At 38.6% G+C, this 20,467-nt stretch carries 16 protein-coding genes; 14 read left to right on the plus strand and 2 right to left on the minus strand.

Annotated features, from left to right (window positions below):
* The first annotated feature begins 293 nt into the window (after positions 1-293).
* The 7 genes from recA to BAOM_RS08185 all read left to right on the plus strand — a co-directional run bounded on the left by recA (position 294) and on the right by BAOM_RS08185 (position 8,415).
* On the plus strand, positions 294-1,340 hold the full coding sequence (recA, locus tag BAOM_RS08155) for a recombinase RecA (RefSeq protein WP_127759842.1): 1,047 nt from the start codon (positions 294-296) through the stop codon (positions 1,338-1,340).
* Between the two features lie 294 nt (positions 1,341-1,634).
* Entirely contained in the window at positions 1,635-3,194 is a 1,560-nt protein-coding gene (gene rny / locus BAOM_RS08160; RefSeq protein WP_127762496.1) for a ribonuclease Y, read from the plus strand.
* Between the two features lie 101 nt (positions 3,195-3,295).
* Positions 3,296-4,093, plus strand: coding sequence for a TIGR00282 family metallophosphoesterase (locus tag BAOM_RS08165; RefSeq protein ID WP_127759843.1), 798 nt, complete (start codon positions 3,296-3,298; stop codon positions 4,091-4,093).
* Positions 4,094-4,254: 161 nt separating this feature from the next.
* Positions 4,255-4,515, plus strand: a complete 261-nt coding sequence (gene spoVS / locus BAOM_RS08170) for a stage V sporulation protein SpoVS (RefSeq protein ID WP_119116493.1) — start codon at positions 4,255-4,257, stop codon at positions 4,513-4,515.
* Between the two features lie 121 nt (positions 4,516-4,636).
* On the plus strand, positions 4,637-5,557 hold the full coding sequence (locus tag BAOM_RS08175; RefSeq protein WP_127759844.1) for a dipeptidase: 921 nt from the start codon (positions 4,637-4,639) through the stop codon (positions 5,555-5,557).
* Positions 5,558-5,810: 253 nt separating this feature from the next.
* Positions 5,811-7,547 carry a 2-oxoacid:acceptor oxidoreductase subunit alpha gene (locus BAOM_RS08180; RefSeq protein ID WP_127759845.1) on the plus strand — a complete coding sequence of 579 codons (1,737 nt, stop codon included), beginning with the start codon at positions 5,811-5,813 and terminating at the stop codon, positions 7,545-7,547.
* Between the two features lies 1 nt (position 7,548).
* Positions 7,549-8,415 (plus strand): 2-oxoacid:ferredoxin oxidoreductase subunit beta, encoded by an 867-nt coding sequence (locus BAOM_RS08185; RefSeq protein ID WP_127759846.1) that lies wholly within the window; start codon positions 7,549-7,551, stop codon positions 8,413-8,415.
* A gap of 237 nt (positions 8,416-8,652) precedes the next feature.
* On the opposite strand, the gene BAOM_RS24715 is transcribed toward BAOM_RS08185, so the two are convergent.
* Positions 8,653-8,994 (minus strand): hypothetical protein, encoded by a 342-nt coding sequence (locus BAOM_RS24715; RefSeq protein WP_180319829.1) that lies wholly within the window; start codon positions 8,992-8,994, stop codon positions 8,653-8,655.
* A gap of 336 nt (positions 8,995-9,330) precedes the next feature.
* Here BAOM_RS24715 and miaB point away from each other — a divergent pair, with 336 nt between their 5' ends.
* From miaB to BAOM_RS25460, 6 genes are all read left to right on the plus strand, one after another.
* On the plus strand, positions 9,331-10,875 hold the full coding sequence (miaB, locus tag BAOM_RS08195) for a tRNA (N6-isopentenyl adenosine(37)-C2)-methylthiotransferase MiaB (protein ID WP_127759847.1): 1,545 nt from the start codon (positions 9,331-9,333) through the stop codon (positions 10,873-10,875).
* A gap of 1 nt (position 10,876) precedes the next feature.
* Complete coding sequence (locus tag BAOM_RS08200) at positions 10,877-11,305, plus strand: YlbF/YmcA family competence regulator (RefSeq protein WP_127759848.1); 429 nt, start codon at positions 10,877-10,879, stop codon at positions 11,303-11,305.
* Between the two features lie 783 nt (positions 11,306-12,088).
* A complete protein-coding gene (locus BAOM_RS08205; protein WP_127759849.1) occupies positions 12,089-12,625 on the plus strand; it encodes an outer spore coat protein CotE in 537 nt (178 codons plus the stop codon).
* 218 nt (positions 12,626-12,843) lie between these two features.
* On the plus strand, positions 12,844-15,444 hold the full coding sequence (gene mutS / locus BAOM_RS08210; protein ID WP_127762497.1) for a DNA mismatch repair protein MutS: 2,601 nt from the start codon (positions 12,844-12,846) through the stop codon (positions 15,442-15,444).
* A 19-nt stretch (positions 15,445-15,463) separates the two neighbouring features.
* On the plus strand, positions 15,464-17,359 hold the full coding sequence (gene mutL / locus BAOM_RS08215; RefSeq protein ID WP_127759850.1) for a DNA mismatch repair endonuclease MutL: 1,896 nt from the start codon (positions 15,464-15,466) through the stop codon (positions 17,357-17,359).
* 141 nt (positions 17,360-17,500) lie between these two features.
* Positions 17,501-17,713, plus strand: coding sequence for a DUF1064 domain-containing protein (locus BAOM_RS25460; RefSeq protein WP_252283295.1), 213 nt, complete (start codon positions 17,501-17,503; stop codon positions 17,711-17,713).
* Between the two features lie 443 nt (positions 17,714-18,156).
* On the opposite strand, the gene glsA is transcribed toward BAOM_RS25460, so the two are convergent.
* On the minus strand, positions 18,157-19,086 hold the full coding sequence (glsA, locus tag BAOM_RS08225; RefSeq protein WP_127759851.1) for a glutaminase A: 930 nt from the start codon (positions 19,084-19,086) through the stop codon (positions 18,157-18,159).
* A gap of 530 nt (positions 19,087-19,616) precedes the next feature.
* Between glsA and BAOM_RS08230 the strand changes: the two genes are divergently transcribed.
* On the plus strand, positions 19,617-20,198 hold the full coding sequence (locus BAOM_RS08230; protein WP_127759852.1) for a hypothetical protein: 582 nt from the start codon (positions 19,617-19,619) through the stop codon (positions 20,196-20,198).
* Positions 20,199-20,467 lie beyond the last annotated feature (269 nt).

Consider the following 20,467-nt stretch of genomic DNA (forward strand, 5'->3'; position numbering starts at 1 on the left):
TGCAGGCCAAGGTTCATTATGTGAAGCTTTTTTGAACATTCTTTTTAGATGAAATTTGATTTTTACATGTATTTATGCTTTAAATAGAGATTTACGAGATGGATTTGATGTTTTTATTGGAAAAATGGCCAAGTAAAAAAACGAATAAACGTTCGTCTTTTTACTTGGCAAATGATCGAAAACAGTATATAGTAGAGATAGGTTTTGAGACAAGTTTCATACCGTTTTATGTTACCGTTTAGAATAATGATAATCATAGATTGATTAATTTGAATATATAAGGAGGCAATACAATGAGTGATCGTCAAGCGGCGTTAGAAATGGCGTTAAAGCAGATTGAAAAACAATTCGGAAAAGGTTCTATTATGAAGATGGGAGAACAAACAGACCGAAAGATTTCTACTATTTCAAGTGGTTCTCTTGCTTTGGATGTAGCCCTTGGAGTAGGTGGGTATCCCCGTGGAAGAATTATTGAAATTTATGGACCAGAAAGTTCAGGTAAAACAACAGTGGCTCTTCATGCTATTGCAGAGGTACAAGCTAATGGAGGCACAGCTGCGTTTATTGATGCCGAACATGCGCTCGATCCAGACTATTCACAGAAGCTTGGTGTAAATATTGATGAATTGCTGTTATCTCAACCAGATACAGGGGAGCAAGGACTTGAAATCGCGGAAGCATTAGTACGAAGTGGTGCAGTCGATATTATTGTTATTGATTCGGTTGCTGCATTGGTGCCAAAAGCAGAAATCGAAGGGGAAATGGGTGACTCTCACGTAGGTCTTCAAGCGCGTCTGATGTCGCAAGCGCTTAGAAAATTATCTGGGGCGATTAATAAATCGAATACGATTGCGATCTTTATTAACCAAATCCGTGAAAAAGTCGGTATTATGTTCGGAAACCCCGAAACAACTCCAGGAGGCCGTGCGCTTAAGTTTTACTCAACTGTCCGTCTGGAAGTACGTCGTGCTGAGCAATTAAAACAAGGGAATGACGTAGTCGGAAATAAAACAAAAGTAAAAGTTGTGAAAAATAAAGTAGCTCCTCCATTCCGTCAAGCGGAAGTTGACATTATGTATGGAGAAGGGATTTCACGTGAAGGTGAAATTATCGATATGGGATCTGACTTGGATATCGTGCAAAAAAGTGGCTCATGGTATTCTTATAATGATGAGCGTCTTGGACAAGGCCGTGAAAACGCGAAGCTTTTCTTAAAAGAAAATAAAGATGTTGCAAAAGAAATTGCTCAAAAAATTCGCGATCATTACAATTTAGACGGAGAACATGTACTGCCAGAAGGAGCAGACGATGAGGAGCTGCTACCTGAACTTCTTGATTAATCAATGAACCGAAAAACAGATCTTAGCCCCTGGGCTAAGGTCTGTTTTAGTTAATCCATAAGGTATAGGTGTATGAATGTTTTATTTAGTGGATTTTTGAAGAATAATCCGTTCGCATAAGGGTACGGTACTTGACAATAAAAATCCACAACTATACAATTAATATGTATATTTTACATTTTTTCAAACTAAAATTTTGAAAATTAAGCGCTGTATATTGAACGTATGTACAATGTATTTGCCGACAGTTCAACTTTATTAGGAAAAAAGTTCGTAGCAAGGGGAGGTGAAATGATGGAACCCATGACAATCATCTTCACTTTGCTTGGCCTAGTCGTCGGTGCAGTTGTTGGCTATTTTGTTCATAAGTCAAAATTTGATAACAAAATAGCAGGGGCAAGGGGCTCTGCTGAACAGATTGTAGAGGATGCAAAACGGGAAGCAGAGGCTCTGAAGAAAGAAGCCTTATTGGAAGCAAAAGATGAAATTCATAAAATTCGTACTGATTCTGATCGTGAAGTACGTGAAAGAAGAAACGAATTACAAAAACAAGAAAATCGATTATTGCAAAAAGAAGAGAATTTAGATCGTAAAGACGAAGCGTTAGATAAACGTGAAGTTCTTTTAGAGAAGAAAGAAGATTCTCTTAGCCAAAGACAACAGCATATTGAAGAGATGGAAAGCAAAGTGGACGAGATGGTTCGTAAGCAGCAAACAGAGATTGAACGCATTTCAAGCTTAACTCGTGAGGAAGCAAGAACGATTATTATTGATCGTATGGAGCAGGAGCTCGCTCACGATATTGCGCTTATGGTTAAAGAGAGTGAAACCCGAGCTAAAGAAGAAGCAGACAAGAAAGCGAAAGATATTTTATCTTTAGCAATCCAACGTTGTGCAGCTGACCATGTTGCTGAAACAACGGTGTCTGTTGTTACTCTTCCAAATGATGAAATGAAGGGACGGATTATCGGACGTGAAGGCCGAAATATCCGAACACTTGAAACGCTAACTGGAATTGATCTTATTATTGATGATACCCCAGAGGCAGTTATTTTATCAGGGTTCGATCCAATTAGACGAGAAACAGCTCGCCTAGCTTTAGAGAAATTAGTCCAAGATGGGCGAATTCATCCGGCTCGAATTGAGGAAATGGTGGATAAAGCAAGACGTGAGGTGGATGAACACATTCGCGAAATTGGTGAACAAACTACTTTTGAAGTAGGCGTTCACGGGCTCCATCCAGACCTTATTAAAATTCTAGGTCGTTTGAAATTCCGTACTAGTTATGGACAAAACGTGTTAAAACATTCGATTGAAGTTGCACAACTTTCAGGTTTACTTGCCGCAGAGCTAGGGGAAGATGAGGTGCTTGCTCGCCGTGCTGGATTGCTTCATGATATTGGTAAAGCTATTGATCATGAAGTAGAAGGTAGTCATGTCGAAATTGGTGTCGAATTAGGGACGAAGTATAAAGAACATCCAGTCGTCATTAATAGCATCGCTTCTCATCATGGAGATACAGAGCCGACTTCAGTTATTGCTGTACTTGTGGCTGCAGCGGATGCTTTATCTGCAGCAAGACCGGGTGCTCGCAGTGAAACACTTGAAAATTATATTCGTCGTCTGGAGAAATTAGAAGAAATTTCTGAATCCTATGATGGTGTTGAGAAATCTTTTGCGATTCAAGCTGGACGCGAAGTGCGTATTCTTGTGAAACCTGAACAGATTGATGATTTAGCTGCTCATCGACTTGCACGTGATATTCGCAAGCGAATTGAAGAAGAACTCGATTATCCTGGACATATTAAAGTAACAGTTATTCGAGAAACAAGAGCTGTTGAATATGCTAAATAAAACGAAGTGGTTTTATACCGCTTCGTTTTTATTTTCGGCTATGTTACAATATTGTCTGAAGAAATGATAATGATGATGCGTTAAGTAGAAAGGATTTTTGTATGAAATTGCTGTTTATTGGAGATGTTGTTGGCTCCCCAGGGAGAGATATGGTCAAGGAATACTTGCCAAAGTTAAAAGAGAAGCATCGTCCACATATTACAATTATTAATGGTGAAAATGCGGCTGGTGGACGTGGAATAACAGAGAAAATATACCGTGAATTTCTTGAATGGGGTGCACAAGCTGTTACAATGGGCAACCATACATGGGATAACCGTGATATTTTTGAATTTATTGATGAAGCTAAATATCTTGTACGACCTGCAAACTTTCCTAAAGGTACGCCAGGAGAAGGTTTAAAGTTTTTAAAATTAAATGAGCTCGAAATTGCGGTCATTAATCTTCAGGCCCGCACCTTTATGCCAGCGCTAGATTGTCCGTTTCAAAAAGCGGAAGAGCTTATTTTAGAAGCGCAAAAAAGAACACCGATAATTTTCGTTGATTTTCACGGAGAAGCGACAAGCGAAAAACAAGCAATGGGCTGGTATTTAGATGGAAAAGTGTCGGCAGTTGTTGGAACTCATACACACGTTCAGACAGCTGACAATCGAATTTTGCCAAATGGAACAGCTTACATATCGGATGTAGGGATGACAGGTCCATATGATGGAATTCTTGGTATGGAACGAAGCGCTGTCATTCATCGATTTTTAACAAGCTTACCTGTTCGTTTTGAAGTACCGAAAGAAGGGCGTACTTTATTAAGTGCTGTTTTAATTGATATTGATGAAAAAAGTGGAAAAACAAAGAAGATTGATCGCATTTTAATTAATGAAGATCATCCGTTTTTTCATTAAGTTCTGTTACATAAAGTTATTGAATTGTGGCTTTAGAGTAAACGAGCTGTCTCCTTATTTCTTGTCATACAAGTTTGTTCCCTTGAATATAGTAGCAGTGGAAAGAGTCATACCAGTTGAACCATGCTTCAATCGGTAAGGGAAAACGAGGAGGACTAGGAATGGAAATATTAAAGGTTTCAGCAAAATCTAATCCTAATTCTGTAGCTGGCGCACTAGCTGGAGTTCTGCGAGAACGAGGGGCTGCCGAAATTCAAGCAATTGGAGCAGGTGCGTTAAACCAAGCCGTCAAGGCAGTAGCAATTGCAAGAGGGTTTGTTGCCCCTAGTGGAGTCGATTTAATTTGTATTCCTGCTTTTACAGATATTCAAATTGATGGTGAGGAAAGAACGGCCATTAAGTTAATTATTGAACCGAGATAGCTTTATACGCAAATGTCCTGTTTGTCAACTGGCAAGCAGGTTCTTTTTGTTGAATCCGTTATGCTAAATAAGCACGTAATTCCTTATCATATGAATAAGTTTAAATAAAGGAGAGGTTCGCTTGCCCATTTTTGATGCTCATTGTGATGTGTTAATGAAAATGTTTATTAATCCAGAGATTTCTTTTAACGATAGTCATCTATTGCATGTAACGAAGCGAGCATTAATCGAAGCGAATGGAAAGGTACAATGTTTTGCAATCTATATTCCGGAAAGCGTGCCTCCGAACAGAAGATTTACTGCTGCTCTTAGTATGGTTGATATTTTTTATGAAAAAATTTTAGCGGAACCTGAAATGAAGCTCGTGTGTTCAAAAGCAGATATTAATGCCTTAAAGGAAGGGGAAATTGGTGCGCTCCTTACGTTAGAAGGATGCGATTGCATTGGGCAAGATATATTAAAGTTAAAGACATTGCTCCGTTTAGGTGTTACTTCAGTTGGTTTAACATGGAATTATGCTAATTTCGTGGCGGATGGAGTGTTAGAGAAGAGAGGGGCAGGTTTATCCAGCTTTGGGGAAGAGGTTATTGCTTTATTGAATGAACAATCTGTTTGGTGTGATGTATCTCACTTATCAGAAGCAGCTTTTTGGGATACGATTCAACGAGCTGCATATCCCATTGCGTCTCATTCAAATGTGTATCATTTATGTGCACATCCGCGTAATTTAAAGGACGATCAAATTCGGGCTTTATTACAGAAACAAGCGGTCATTGGGGTGACGTTTGTACCACAATTTTTAACGAGTCAGATCTCTGCGACGATTGCTGATGTTTTACGGCATATTGATTATATTGCAAGCTTAGGGGGAGAGCGTCAAATTGGGCTAGGTTCTGATTTCGATGGAATCGATGAAACCGTCATAGGATTATCAACCTATGGACAATATAATGATTTATGTAATGAGTTAGTGAAACGGTATTCAGCTGATTTTGTTAATGGTCTATTATTTACCAATTTTGTAAATAATTATCCATGTTAATTAGCTTTTATGGCGGCGGAATGGCTAAACAAGACTTATACAATGAATTGTTATTTTAATTTTCAAAAAATATAAAAAAATGGAAGCAAAAAATTTGCAATTTAGTAGATAAAAACGCTAGAATTGAAACGTTTAATACATGTTTCCTGTTATAATAATAAATGATTCTCCAATGTATTAGATAAATGTTGAGGGTTACAGTCAAATTTCGTTAAGTTGTAATTATTTGAACGTATTCAAAGGAGTGTAAGTCATGATCAATCAACTTTCATGGAAAGTTGGCGGGCAGCAAGGTGAGGGTATTGAAAGTACAGGCGAAATTTTCTGTATTGCTCTTAACCGTTTAGGTTATTACTTGTATGGTTACCGTCATTTCTCATCCCGGATTAAGGGAGGACATACGAATAATAAAATTCGTGTAAGTACAAAAGAGACACGCGCTATCTCGGATGATTTAGATATCCTAGTTGCGTTTGACCAAGAAACGATTGATGTCAATTACCGTGAAATGCATGACGGTAGTATTATTATCGCCGATGCAAAATTTAAACCAGTGAAGCCAGATGACACGGAAGCATCTCTATACGTTGTTCCATTTACAGAGATAGCGACAGACTTGGGCACATCATTAATGAAAAATATGGTGGCTATTGGTGCAACATGTGCCATTCTCGGTATGGAGATTTCTGTATTTAGTGAAGTTGTAGAAGAGATTTTTGGTCGTAAAGGCGAAGAAATCGTGAAAAAGAATATGGACGCGATTGCTGCTGGATATGAATATATGAAAGACGAGCTTGGTGAACAACTTGGTGCTATGAAGCTTGAAGAAGCGGATGGCCAAAAGCGTTTATTTATGATTGGCAACGATGCGATTGCGCTTGGAGCGATTGCAGGTGGATGCCGTTTTATGGCTGCGTATCCAATTACTCCAGCTTCTGAAATTATGGAGTATTTAATTAAAAAATTACCTGCATTAGGTGGTACTGTTATTCAAACCGAAGATGAAATCGCCGCAGCTACAATGGCTATTGGTGCAAACTACGGTGGCGTGCGTACGCTTACAGCATCAGCTGGTCCGGGTCTTTCTTTGAAAATGGAAGCAATTGGCCTAGCTGGTATCACAGAAACACCGATTGTTATTGTCGATACACAACGTGGCGGTCCGTCTACAGGTTTGCCAACGAAACAAGAACAATCGGATTTAATGGCGATGATTTACGGGACACATGGTGAAATTCCAAAGATTGTAATGGCACCAAGTACAGTAGAAGAAGCATTCTACGATACGGCAGAAGCTTTCAATCTAGCAGAGGAATATCAGTGCCCGGTTATTGTTTTATCAGATTTACAGCTTTCTTTAGGAAAACAAACGGTACAACCGCTTGATTATAGCAAGGTGGAAATTCGTCGTGGTAAATTAGTAGATTATGATATTCCTGATACGGAAGGTCATGCATACTTCAAGCGTTATGAAGTAACAGCGGATGGTGTTTCTCCTCGTGTTATTCCAGGAATGAAAAATGGAGTTCACCATGTAACAGGTGTTGAACATGATGAAACAGGTAAACCGTCTGAATCTCCATTAAACCGAAAAGCCCAAATGGATAAACGTATGCGTAAAATCGAAAATATCCGCTTTAATACACCAGTCTATAAAAATGTACCGCATGCTGAAAGCGATTTGTTAATTGTTGGTTTTAATTCAACACGTGGAGCTATTGAAGAGGCGATTGAACGGTTAGAAGCGGATGGAATAAAAGTGAATCATGCTCAAATTCGTCTGATTCATCCATTCCCAACAGATGAAGTGCTTCCCTTAGTACAAACAGCGAAAAAAGTAGTCGTGATTGAAAATAATGCGACAGGACAATTGGCAAATATTTTGAAAATGAATGTTGGCCATGTAAATAAAATTTCAAGTATCTTGAAATATGATGGTAATCCATTCCTACCGCATGAAATTCATACACAGTGCAAGGAGTTGTTCTAATATGGCAACATTTAAAGACTTTCGAAATAATGTAAAACCGAATTGGTGTCCAGGATGCGGTGATTTTTCTGTTCAAGCAGCGATTCAACGTGCTTCAGCAAACGTTGGTCTCGAACCAGATAATTTGGCCGTTATTTCAGGAATTGGTTGTTCTGGTCGAATTTCCGGTTATATTAAATCGTATGGATTTCATGGGATTCATGGACGTTCACTGCCAATTGCTCAAGGAGTTAAAATGGCAAACCGTGATTTAACCGTAATTGCTTCAGGCGGAGATGGAGATGGTTTTGCAATCGGAATGGGTCATACCATTCATGCGATTCGTCGTAATATTAATATTACGTATATTGTTATGGATAACCAAATCTATGGTTTAACGAAGGGACAAACTTCTCCGCGTTCAGCCACTGGATTTAAAACAAAATCAACGCCTGAAGGTTCGATTGAACAAGCTGTATCACCAATGGAACTAGCGCTATCTGCTGGTGCGACATTCGTTGCTCAAAGCTTTTCAACGGATTTGAAAGATTTAACAGCGATGATTGAAGCAGGTCTGAATCATAAAGGATTTTCATTTATTAACGTATTTAGTCCATGCGTCACATATAATAAAATCAATACGTATGATTGGTTTAAAGAGCATTTAACAAAACTAAATACAATTGAAGGCTATGATTCTTCTAATAAAGAATTAGCGATGCAAACGTTAATGCAGCACGATAGCTTAGTAACAGGAATTATTTATCAAGATACATCACGCCCTTCATACCAAGAGCTTGTTCCTGGCTATGCAGAAGAACCATTAACGAAGGCAGATCTAACATTAGATCAAGCTCATTTTGATAAATTAGTAGCAGAATTTATGTAAAAAAGAAAAGTGTTGGAATTTCTTCGGATTAGGTATTCCTTGTCTTTTTCGGCAGGCAGACCTCTACTTAAGGTGCCGTACTGCTTGCGCTTGATTAGTCGAAAAGAAGTTATATTCTTATATTACCAAAAAGGTTCACTCATATTTTTTGAGTGAACCTTTGTTGTTGGTAACTATTTATGGTTGAAGATTAGTATAGCGTTTGGCAATCACAGTTGTTATGGTGTAAATAGTCTGTTACCAACAATTACGTCTTCTGTTATGATGACGATCACGATCACGGCGGTTACAACGGCGTACAGCACGACAAAAATCATCTTGGTCAACGAAAGTTCTTATGCCAAATACATCATCTCTGTCTCTGTCTCTATCTCTGTCTCTATCGCGATCACGATCACGATCACGATCACGGCGGTTACAACGGCGTACAGCACGACAAAAATCATCTTGGTCAACGAAAGTTCTTATGCCAAATACATCATCTCTATCTTTATCTCTGTCTCTATCTCCTCTTCTATGGTCGTCACAATCGTGGTGACGATGTCTGTTACACCCGCAGAAAAAATTACTAAAACACATACTAGCCAACTCCTTAAAATTTTGTATTTTGTTTGTTGTACACCTTATCATATGCAGGGCTGGACAAAATGTATGGGAAGCAGACTATTTTGGGATAAAATGGATAAAACACCTAATAAAGCACGATTTAGGGAAGTTTGTGGATTTCTCTTTTTACATGTCTATACAAAGTGCGAGCTATTGTGTCTTATAGATAAAAGCTTTATACTAGGGTAATGTGTATATTTCACACATCATACGTTCAAAAACCTTGATAAAATCAAGAAAATATATGAAACTAAAAATAGGGAAATATAGTTAGTCAGAGGAGTCTAACTTTAATGAAAGGGGATTACTATGAACGAGAAACAACGATTAGAATCACAACAAGTACAGGCTGAAACACCAGCGGACAAAAAATCCGAAAAGGACTACAGCAAGTACTTTCAAGCCGTTTACATTCCACCTTCCTTGAAAGATGCTAAAAAGCGCGGAAAAGAAGAAGTGAAGTACCATGATGATTTTAAGATTTCAGAACAATTCCGTGGTATGGGAGAAGGAAAGAAATTCTACATCCGAACATACGGCTGTCAAATGAATGAGCACGATACAGAAGTGATGGCAGGGATTTTTATGGCTTTAGGCTATGAGGCGACGAACTCTGTAGAGGATGCCAATGTCATTTTGTTAAACACATGCGCCATTCGTGAAAATGCTGAAAACAAGGTGTTCGGTGAACTTGGACATTTGAAAGCATTAAAACTTGAAAAACCAGATTTATTGCTCGGTGTTTGTGGCTGTATGTCTCAAGAAGAATCTGTCGTAAAGCGAATTTTAGAAAAGCATCATTTTGTGGATATGATTTTCGGTACGCATAATATTCACCGCCTTCCAGAAATTTTGAATGAAGCGTATCTTTCAAAGGAAATGGTCATTGAGGTATGGTCTAAAGAAGGCGACGTCATCGAAAATCTTCCGAAAGTGCGTAAAGGGAAAATTAAGGCATGGGTTAATATTATGTACGGCTGCGATAAGTTCTGTACGTATTGCATCGTGCCGTATACTCGCGGTAAAGAGCGCAGTCGTCGTCCTGAGGACATTATTCAAGAAGTACGTCATTTAGCGGCGCAAGGTTATCAAGAGATTACACTGCTTGGTCAAAATGTAAATGCGTATGGAAAAGACTTTACAGATATCGACTATCGCTTCGGTGATTTAATGGATGAAATTCGCAAAATTGATATTCCACGTATTCGCTTTACAACGAGTCATCCACGTGATTTTGATGATCATTTAATCGAAGTGCTTGCAAAAGGCGGAAACTTGGTGGATCATATTCATTTACCTGTTCAATCAGGCAGTGATGAAGTGTTAAAAATTATGGCTCGTAAATATACACGTGAGCACTATTTAGAGCTTGTGAAAAAAATTAAAGAAGCGATTCCGACTGCGTCTTTAACGACAGACTTAATCGTTGGCTACCCAAATGAAACAGAAGAGCAGTTTGAAGAAACGTTATCTCTTTATCGTGAAGTTGGCTTCGATGCTGCTTACACATACATTTATTCACCGCGAGAAGGTACTCCAGCTGCGAAAATGACGGATAATGTATCGCTGGAAGTGAAGAAGGACCGACTACAACGATTAAACGCAGTTGTGAAGGAATTTTCAGCAGAGAAAATGCATGCATATAAAGGCGAGGTCGTAGAAGTGCTTGTGGAAGGGGAAAGCAAGAATAACCCTGATGTTTTAGCTGGTTATACAACTAAAAATAAGCTGGTGAACTTCAGAGGACCGAAATCTATTGTCGGCCAAATTGTGAAGGTGAAAATCACTGAAACGAGAACATGGTCATTAAATGGAGAGTTGGTTGAAGAAGGAGCAGCAATTGAGGTGAAGTAAAATGACGAAATATACAAAAGACGACATTTTAACAAAAGCAGCTGAACTAGCAGAGATGATTGCTAAGACAGAAGAAGTGGATTTCTTTAAGCAGGCTGAGGAAAAAATTAATGAAAATCAGAAGGTTCGTGAAATGATTGCAAGCATTAAAAGCTTGCAGAAACAAGCAGTGAATTTTCAGCATTATGGAAAAGAAAAAGCCTATAGCCAAGTGCAAGCGAAAATTGAAGAGTTAGAAAAGCAATTGGATGAGCTACCGATTGTCCAACAATTTAAACAATCTCAAGTCGATGTGAACGATTTACTGCAAATGGTTGCATCTCAAGTATCGAATAAAGTGACGGATTTGATTATTGAGTCAACAAACGGGGATGTCTTACGGGGTGAAACAGGTTCACAAGTTCAAGCCGGCGGTGGAAGTTGTTCTTAATGAGTCATTAATCTTTACTTCAAAAATAAAAGAGCGTATGGGTTTTTCATAAAAACCTATGCGCTTTTTTTATTGGGTAGATAACAAGTAGCTAACTGACCACTCCCATGGCTAAAGCCGCTGGGGTTCTTTCTCACAAATATCCCACTTACCACCTTCCATAAGAAGAGGCAGAGGTCAGACTTGGGTGAGCAACACTTGAAAGAAAAACAGTTCTTCAAGAGGGCAAGGTCGGTGCCAACTACGCCGTCCAACCGGCGATACTTGTCTAGGATTACGATACCGCACTCTTTCTATGAAGAGTGTTGGTCGGCAGAACGTTGAACATTTTACGTGACAGACGTTTTTCCTGTCACAACTACCTATGTTCAGTTTTCAAAGAACATCCTATATACCAAATGATACCATTTTAAATGCATGGTGTACAGAACGTATTTTCGGTGTTTTATCTGCACACCGCATTTGAGCGAACATTCATCCCATCCCTAAAGGGGGTGTGAGCGCATCGTAATGGGCTTTCTTTTTGCAGAAATCTGTAACTTTTTTCCAGATAGGCAAGCTTCTGCTTTGAAACAGGGAGACGCTCTCTCCGCCTTTGTGTTATGCTTCAGCTTTTTCAAGCACTCCTCATCCGCCCATTCGTGACACATATCCCATACGGCTATCATAAAATAACCTAGATTTACAAAATAAACGCAGTTTTCCATGTTATAAATTAATTTGCACACTAGACTTTTACCACGCATACGATGAATGGAAACTGTATGAGGAGGGTTCGCTAGCATGTCACAATATAGAGAGATTATTACAAAAGCGGTGGTGGCAAAGGGACGTAAATTTACAAAGTCCTCTCACACCATTAGCCCGGCTCATCATCCTACTAGCATTCTAGGTTGTTGGATCATTAATCATAAATATGAAGCAAGAAAAGTCGGCAAGAAAGTAGAAATTCATGGCAGCTATGAAATTAATGTTTGGTATTCTCACAATCAAAATACGAAAACAGAAGTTGTTACAGAAAAAGTACGTTATACCGACGTTGTTTCTATCAGATACCGCGATCCAGATTGCTACGGTGACCAAGACATTGTTGCAACAGCGGTTCAACAGCCGAACTGTTTAGAAGCGTCGATTGCTCCAGGTGGACAAAAAATTATTGTTCACGTGGAACGGGAATTTTTCGTGGAAGTGATCGGTGAAACAAAGATTTGTGTCGCTGTAAGCCCGAATGGCCGCTGTGAGGATGAGTGGGACATCGATGATGACGATGATTTTGAAGACTTAGATCCAGATTTTCTTGATGAGTTCGAAGACGAATAAGATATTCTTTACCCGGATGGACATTCTTTTCATCCGGTTTGTTTTATATGGCCGGAAAGTAAGAGAATCGAAGGGGTTTTGGAATATTCATTGTTTTAGAGCAATCATGCGAACCGGTAAACCTTTCATGTCGCTAGATGCCTGAATCTAAATGGAGATGTGTTATAATGATGATACGTATGTACGATTTTACTACAGTTTGGAAAGGTTTTGAAACAATGGCTGGATATACGCCGATGGTACAACAATATTTAACAATTAAGGCAGAGTATCAAGATGCCTTTTTATTTTTTCGATTAGGCGATTTTTACGAAATGTTTTTCGACGATGCTATTAAAGCGTCTCAGGAATTAGAAATTACGTTAACGAGCCGTGATGGCGGAAGTACCGATCGCATTCCGATGTGCGGGATTCCTCATCATTCTGCGGCTAATTATATTGATATATTAGTAGAGCGTGGCTATAAAGTAGCCATTTGTGAGCAAACGGAGGATCCGAAGCAAGCGAAAGGAGTCGTTCGTCGTGAAGTTGTTCAGCTTATTACACCTGGAACAAAAATGGATGGAAAAGGCTTGAATGAGAAAGAAAACAACTTTATTGCGACGGTGACAGACTTTGCGGATGGAACATTTGGCTTTGCCTATACGGATCTTTCAACTGGAGAAAATAAGGTCACCCTTATAGAAGGCAGCTTTGATGAAGTGCTAAACGAATTTGCGATTCTTGGTGCGAACGAAGTTGTGATGGCAAGTGATTTTCCGGAAGATTGGAAGAAAAAGTTGCAAGATCGTGGTGCAAAGGCAATTTCGCTTGAAGACTATACAGAACAAACGGAGCAGTTTACGTCGTTATTGCGTGATTTAAAGCAGGAAAAACAAAAGTTGGCTGTAACAAGATTATTCAATTACTTATATCGCACACAAAAACGTTCCCTCGATCATTTGCAGTCTGTACAAGCTTATGAAACGTCGCAGTATATGAAAATAGATTATTATTCAAAGCGGAATTTAGAGTTAACAGAAACAATCCGATCGACAGGGAAGAAAGGCTCTTTACTTTGGTTATTAGATGAAACAAAGACAGCGATGGGCGGGCGTTTATTGAAGCAATGGATTGACCGACCGCTCATTAATCAAAAGCAAATTGAACGCCGTCAACATATCGTGGAAACTTTAAAAAATCAATACTTTGAACGCCAAGATTTACGTGAACGCTTTAAAGAAGTATACGACTTGGAACGTTTAGCTGGTCGAGTAGCCTTTGGAAATGTGAATGCGCGTGACTTGATGCAATTAAAGCGTTCGCTTCAGCAGTTGCCTATCATTCGTGAAATTGTTCGTTCATTGGGAGATTCTCCTGAAATTTCAACACTAGCTGAACGAATCGATCCGTGTGAGGAAGTGACTGATTTACTAGAAATGTCGATTGTTGAAAATCCACCGCTGTCAATCAAAGAAGGCAATATTATTCAAGATGGCTATAATGCGGAGCTTGATATGTATCGCGATGCTAGTCGCAACGGGAAAACATGGATTGCGAATTTAGAGCGTGAGGAACGAGAACGTACAAGCATTAAATCATTAAAAATTGGCTATAATCGTGTGTTTGGATATTATATTGAAGTAACGCGTGCGAACTTGCACTTGCTTGAGGAAGGTCGTTATGAGCGGAAGCAGACGCTGACAAATGCTGAACGCTTTATTACACCAGAATTGAAGGAAAAAGAAGCATTAATTCTGCAAGCAGAGGAAAAAATTATTGGACTTGAATATGAACTGTTCTTACACATTCGTGAACAAGTGAAAGAGTATATTCCTCGCTTACAAGCGTTAGCTAAAGCGGTCAGTGAGTTAGATGTGCTTCAATGCTTTGCGACAATCAGTGAAGAACGTCATTATGTGAAGCCTGTTTTTTCAAATGATCGTACGATCCATTTGCAAGAGGGGCGTCACCCTGTCGTAGAAAAAGTATTACAAGCCCAAGAATATGTGCCGAATGATTGTTATATGAACGGTGAACGAGAGCTCCTCCTTATTACGGGACCGAACATGTCCGGGAAAAGTACGTATATGCGGCAAGTTGCTTTAACCGCCATATTAGCGCAAATCGGCTGTTTTGTATCGGCAAGTGAGGCAGTGCTTCCGATTTTTGATAAAGTGTTTACTCGAATTGGTGCTGCCGATGATTTGATTTCTGGACAAAGTACGTTTATGGTCGAAATGTTAGAAGCGCGGAATGCTATTATGAATGCAACCGAAAACAGTTTAATTTTATTCGATGAAATTGGGCGTGGAACATCTACGTATGATGGGATGGCGCTTGCCCAAGCAATTATTGAATATATTCATGAGAAAATCGGAGCAAAGACGTTATTTTCGACTCACTATCACGAATTAACGGTATTAGCGGAAGAGCTGCCACGACTACAAAATATTCATGTAAGTGCGATTGAACAAAATGGAAATGTAGTCTTTTTGCATAAAATTAAGGAAGGCGCAGCGGACAAAAGTTACGGGATTCATGTGGCGAAGCTGGCTGAGCTCCCACAGCCGCTCATTGACCGTGCTTCCGCGATTTTGTCGCAACTCGAAAGCGAAGGAAGTCAAACCGCCGTCGTAAAAGAAGCACCATCCGTTGTGATGGAGGCTGATATTGCTCAACTTTCTTTTTTTGGAGAAGAATCGGCACCTTCCGAGAAAAAAGTTCCTTCTACGAAAGAAAAGAAAGTGCTTGAACAATTACAACAACTTGAGATTCTTGATATGACACCACTTGAAGCGTTAAATGTTTTATATAAATTGCAAAAGAAATTAAAGTAAAAGAAACGAGGCGAAATGTATGGGGAAAATCGTTCAGCTTGATGAGGCACTTTCGAATAAAATTGCAGCAGGAGAAGTTGTAGAACGCCCAGCCTCGGTTGTCAAGGAATTGCTTGAAAATGCCATCGATGCAAACAGCACCATTGTCGAAATCGAAGTAAAAGAGGCCGGGCTTGAATCGATTCGTCTTATTGATAATGGAGATGGCATTCTTCCTGAAGATGTAGAAAATGCGTTTAAGAGACATGCTACAAGTAAAATTAAAGATGAAAATGATTTATTTCGAATTCGCACGCTCGGTTTTCGTGGTGAGGCGATGCCGAGTATTGCCTCCGTTTCGCAATTTACGTTAAAAACGAGTACGGGCGATGGGGCAGGGACAAAGATTGTCTTAGAAGGTGGCGTAGTGAAGCAGCTTGAAGTGACCTCTAGCCGTAAAGGAACGGATATTACCGTTTCAGATCTTTTTTTCAACACACCAGCTCGCCTGAAATATATGAAAACGGTTCACACGGAGCTTGGGAATATTACTGATGTTGTGAACCGTCTGGCATTGGCGCATCCTGAAGTGTCGATTCGTTTATCACATAACGAGAAAAAAATTCTGCATACAAACGGGAATGGTGATGTACGTCAAGTGCTGGCTGCCATTTATGGAATGAATATCGCTAAAAAAATGATTCCGATTGAAGCAAAGACACTCGATTATAAAGTGACAGGCTACATCGCTTTACCGGAAATTACGCGCGCTTCAAGGAATTATATTTCCACGATGATTAATGGACGTTTTATCAAAAACTATGGTTTAGTGAAGGCGATTTTAGAAGGGTATCATACGTTGCTGCCAATTGGCCGATTCCCAATTGCGCTGTTGTCGGTTGAGATGGATCCGATTTTAGTCGATGTAAATGTTCACCCTTCGAAAATGGAAGTTCGCTTAAGTAAAGAACAGGAATTATTTACGGTTGTTTCAGAGACCATTAAAGCAGCTTTTACAAGTTTATCGCTTATTCCAAGCGGCTTTACACCACAGGTGAAACAGCAGCCAAAAAGTGAACAAACCATCCTTGATTTGGATCATATCGTGGAAACAAAGCACCCTGTACCTGTCATGGAAGCAAAACCAGAACCGGTGCTTATAAAAGATTTATTAGCGAAAAAAGAAGCTCCGAGTATGAACATGAATTTCGAACCAATCCAAACCTTTGTACCTGCATTTGAACGCACCGAGCCTCAAGAAGTTCGCGAAAGTACATTGGACATGTCAGAGTCTATCGAGGAGATTTTGATTGAAACAGGGGAAGAGCCGGCCTATGTTCAATCGGAGCAACCGCGCGTACCACCGATGTATCCGATTGGGCAAATGCATGGTACGTATATTTTTGCGCAAAACGATAAAGGGTTGTATATTATTGACCAACATGCCGCTCAAGAGCGGATTAAATATGAATATTTTAAAGAAAAAGTTGGTCGCGTTGAAAAAGAATTGCAAGAGATGCTTGTTCCAATCACACTAGAATTCTCAACAGACGAATATATCCGAATTAATGAATATAAAGATGAACTTGAAAAAGTCGGTGTCTTTCTTGAAGAATTCGGCCATAATGCCTTTATTGTTCGTTCTCATCCGCAATGGTTCCCTAAAGGTATTGAACAAGAAATTTTGGAAGAAATGATTGAGCAATTGCTTCATATGAAAAAAGTCGATATTAAAAAATTACGTGAAGAAGCGGCGATTTTAATGAGCTGTAAGGCATCGATTAAAGCGAACCGCCATTTGCGCAATGATGAGATCCAAGCCTTATTAGATGAATTACGGCATACGACCGACCCGTTTACATGCCCGCATGGTCGTCCGATTATTATTCACTATTCGTCATATGACATGGAGAAGATGTTTAAACGGGTGATGTAATCTCTAGCACTGAATAATCCTTGCTATATAAGGATTATTCAGTGCTTTTTGGTAGATTGACCACATTTCTTACTTAGAGATTTCTTTTTGAAGTGCTTTTGAAAAATTTCTCTCTTACGACTCTTATGGAGTAGGGGAACGTTGCGCAAGATTGAGTATGTAGCAGGTTTTGAGGTCTATAACTTGGATGAATCTATGGAAGTCATCGACATAAAGGGAGCTCCACCGATAGCAGAATTTAAGTGGAAACATAGACCGGAGATTTGCGGGTGGAGATTTTATCCAATTAGTGAATGGAGAGTTACTATAAAGGGTAGAAAGCCCCCTCACTTACTTAACACTAAAGAAGGTTGAATAAAAAATAAAGGTAAATGCTGTTATTATCCCCATTACGAATAATGTGTTAAATAAAATTTCCATAGACGCATTCCTCCTCAAAATATTTTGAGATATACATGGAGTCGTTATAATAGAAAATTTTGAGCAGAATTACCTGATAAGAAATGCCCCTCCTATTAAAGGGAGTGTAATAGAAGTTTACTACTGATATATGAAGTGGGTATTAAGGAATTGTAAATATAGCAAAATAAATATGTACACAAAGGAGAAGCATTACTTTCTTACATAATTCATTTACGTACCCCAATAAAACTCCCTGTTGGCAAACGACGGTCGTTACATAAATTATTCTTAATGCTGTATCATTTACCTAATCCATATATTTAGAGCTGCACGTCGGTAATAGTATGTGCAGCTCTAAATATATGGATTTAATAGGGTGACCATATAAACTCCTTTTAAAACATGCTCAAACTATAGTTCTTTGATAACAGCTCCAATAATTTTATTCCTGCAATACTGTTTCCTTTTTCATCTAAAGCAGGTCCGAAAATTCCAATGCCAAACCTTCCTGGAACAGCGCCCATTATTCCGCCGGATACACCACTTTTCGAAGGAATCCCAATTTTGATGGCAAATTCTCCAGAAGCATTATACATTCCGCATGTGACCATAAATGTTTTACAAATACGAGCTACATCTGTAGGCATGATTTGTTTACCGCTTAGAGGATGGACTCCATCCATCGCAAACACCACTCCGATTCGGGCCAAATCCAAACAGTTCATTTCAATGGCACATTGCTTCGTATATAAATCCATTAGTTGTTCTACATCTTCATCCAGAATGTTATGCTGTTTTAAAAAATAACATAACGCTCGGTTTAAATGAGCCGTTTCGAATTCGGAACGTGCAACTTCCTCACAATAACTCATTGTTGAATCATTTGTCATTTCTTGAATAAAGGATAAGAGTCGCTGGAATCTCTCTGTAACAGTATTCCCTTTAATCATATGGGTCACGACAAGTGCTCCCGCATTGATCATAGGATTTAACGGTTTTCCGGGAGCCATTGTTTCTAATTTAGCAATCGAATTGAAAGGGTCTCCAGTCGGCTCCATTCCAACACGTTCAAACACATAGTTCGATCCCCTGTCCATCAAAACGAGGGCCAAGCTAATCACTTTTGAGATACTTTGGAGGGTAATCCTTTTTTCGATATCTCCTGCTGAGATACATCGCCCGTCAGGATAGTGAATGGCAATGGATAAATCGTTTGGATTTGCTTTTCCAAGAGCAGGAATATAATCTGCAACCTTACCGTTTTTTGTACATGTCTTCGCCTCTGTTACTAAGGCTTTTAATTCATCATTTGATTGACATAACATATTTATCACCATTAGTAGTATGAGTCAAATGCTTTGTTTATATTAAAGGGTGTGTTAAATAATATTGTGGATAAAAAATAATTGAAGATTTCTTACTTTATAAGGGTCTTTCGGTGTTTTTTGATGAATGGGCTAACACTGATAAACTAGCCGTATAGGTTTTGATTAGTTAAATAGACATGACAAGAATCAGGAATAAAATGGTGATTGCTGCTCATTACAATTACAAATGTTCTAATAATATCCAGTTGGTGATGACCATTTACATAAATGAAGTGTATGAGATTCATCATTACATAACTAGAATGTGCAGCAAGTTTAATAGTAGGCATTATGGTTTAAAAACCGTCAAGCCTCTACAAATAAGTCTTTTTGCTCGTTTATTTTAAATCCCAAAAAATTAATATTGTAGGTAATTGTTGTTGATGATTCCTTTTGAAGGAGGCTATACAACAAAAAGGAAACGCTGTAGAAATTTAATTGAACAGAATTAAAGCGACTATAGTGTTAACACATAGGAGGAAGAGATTATGAAAATAAAATGGTCTTCAAAGGTTTTAGCAAGCGCATTAGTTGTCTCTCTAGCTTTTAGCACAGCTTCATTTGCAAATGCACAGAGTTCAGACAGCAAAAAAACAGAGCAAACAAATAAAGTTCAGAAAGAAAATCAGTCTTCTAAGAAAAAGGAAAAACAGCAAAAGATTGTTGTGAAATCTAAAGTTGGTAAAACAGTTGAAAAGCGTCTAACTAGTGTAGAGTCTTCCATTACAAACATCACTAAATCTATTAATTTATATTTTGGTGTTACTGAAGATGCCATAGTTGATAAAAAATTGAGCAAAAAAGCAGCATCTAAAAAGTACAATAGTTATAAAGGGAAACTAAAAGCAGACATTAATAAACTTCGTGCTATTGATAAACAGTTAGCTTCTTATAAGAAAAAATATAAGGGAAATACTGCTGAGTTCGATGCATTAGCAGCAAAGTCTAAAGAACTTCAAAATTTAGCTAAGGCTGAAATCCAACGAGTAAAAGATTTAGCCGAACAGGCTTCTACTCCAAAAGAAGAAAATAAAAAAACAAACACTACAGGTAATACAACAACTAAATAATTAGCAGTTTAATTAAGTATTATTTATTGAAGTGTATAGTTCTAAAACGTTAAAAAGCCAATATTCTTAATATTGGCTTTTTAACGTTTTAGATTAGGATGATTGATTTCAATGGTTTTGTTATATAACACGTTTGATTAATAATATTATTTAACGGAGCCATTGAAATAATAGCAGAATTGAAAGAAATATAAATGAGTAGAACATGTAGATAATCTAGTTATTGTTAAGCTTGACTATTTTTTCTTCTAGGAATCTGGTAAATGTCA

This window comes from Peribacillus asahii (assembly GCF_004006295.1).
Lineage (GTDB): Bacteria > Bacillota > Bacilli > Bacillales > DSM-1321 > Peribacillus > Peribacillus asahii_A.

Bases quoted from the DNA above. Each gene is read 5' to 3' on its own strand.
- recA (WP_127759842.1), top strand. From the start codon at position 294: ATGAGTGATCGTCAAGCGGCGTTAGAAATGGCGTTAAAGCAGATTGAA.
- rny (WP_127762496.1), top strand. From the start codon at position 1,635: ATGGAACCCATGACAATCATCTTCACTTTGCTTGGCCTAGTCGTCGGT.
- BAOM_RS08165 (WP_127759843.1), top strand. From the start codon at position 3,296: ATGAAATTGCTGTTTATTGGAGATGTTGTTGGCTCCCCAGGGAGAGAT.
- spoVS (WP_119116493.1), top strand. From the start codon at position 4,255: ATGGAAATATTAAAGGTTTCAGCAAAATCTAATCCTAATTCTGTAGCT.
- BAOM_RS08180 (WP_127759845.1), top strand. From the start codon at position 5,811: ATGATCAATCAACTTTCATGGAAAGTTGGCGGGCAGCAAGGTGAGGGT.
- BAOM_RS08185 (WP_127759846.1), top strand. From the start codon at position 7,549: ATGGCAACATTTAAAGACTTTCGAAATAATGTAAAACCGAATTGGTGT.
- BAOM_RS24715 (WP_180319829.1), bottom strand. From the start codon at position 8,994: ATGTGTTTTAGTAATTTTTTCTGCGGGTGTAACAGACATCGTCACCAC.
- miaB (WP_127759847.1), top strand. From the start codon at position 9,331: ATGAACGAGAAACAACGATTAGAATCACAACAAGTACAGGCTGAAACA.
- BAOM_RS08200 (WP_127759848.1), top strand. From the start codon at position 10,877: ATGACGAAATATACAAAAGACGACATTTTAACAAAAGCAGCTGAACTA.
- BAOM_RS08205 (WP_127759849.1), top strand. From the start codon at position 12,089: ATGTCACAATATAGAGAGATTATTACAAAAGCGGTGGTGGCAAAGGGA.
- mutS (WP_127762497.1), top strand. From the start codon at position 12,844: ATGGCTGGATATACGCCGATGGTACAACAATATTTAACAATTAAGGCA.
- mutL (WP_127759850.1), top strand. From the start codon at position 15,464: ATGGGGAAAATCGTTCAGCTTGATGAGGCACTTTCGAATAAAATTGCA.
- glsA (WP_127759851.1), bottom strand. From the start codon at position 19,086: ATGTTATGTCAATCAAATGATGAATTAAAAGCCTTAGTAACAGAGGCG.
- BAOM_RS08230 (WP_127759852.1), top strand. From the start codon at position 19,617: ATGAAAATAAAATGGTCTTCAAAGGTTTTAGCAAGCGCATTAGTTGTC.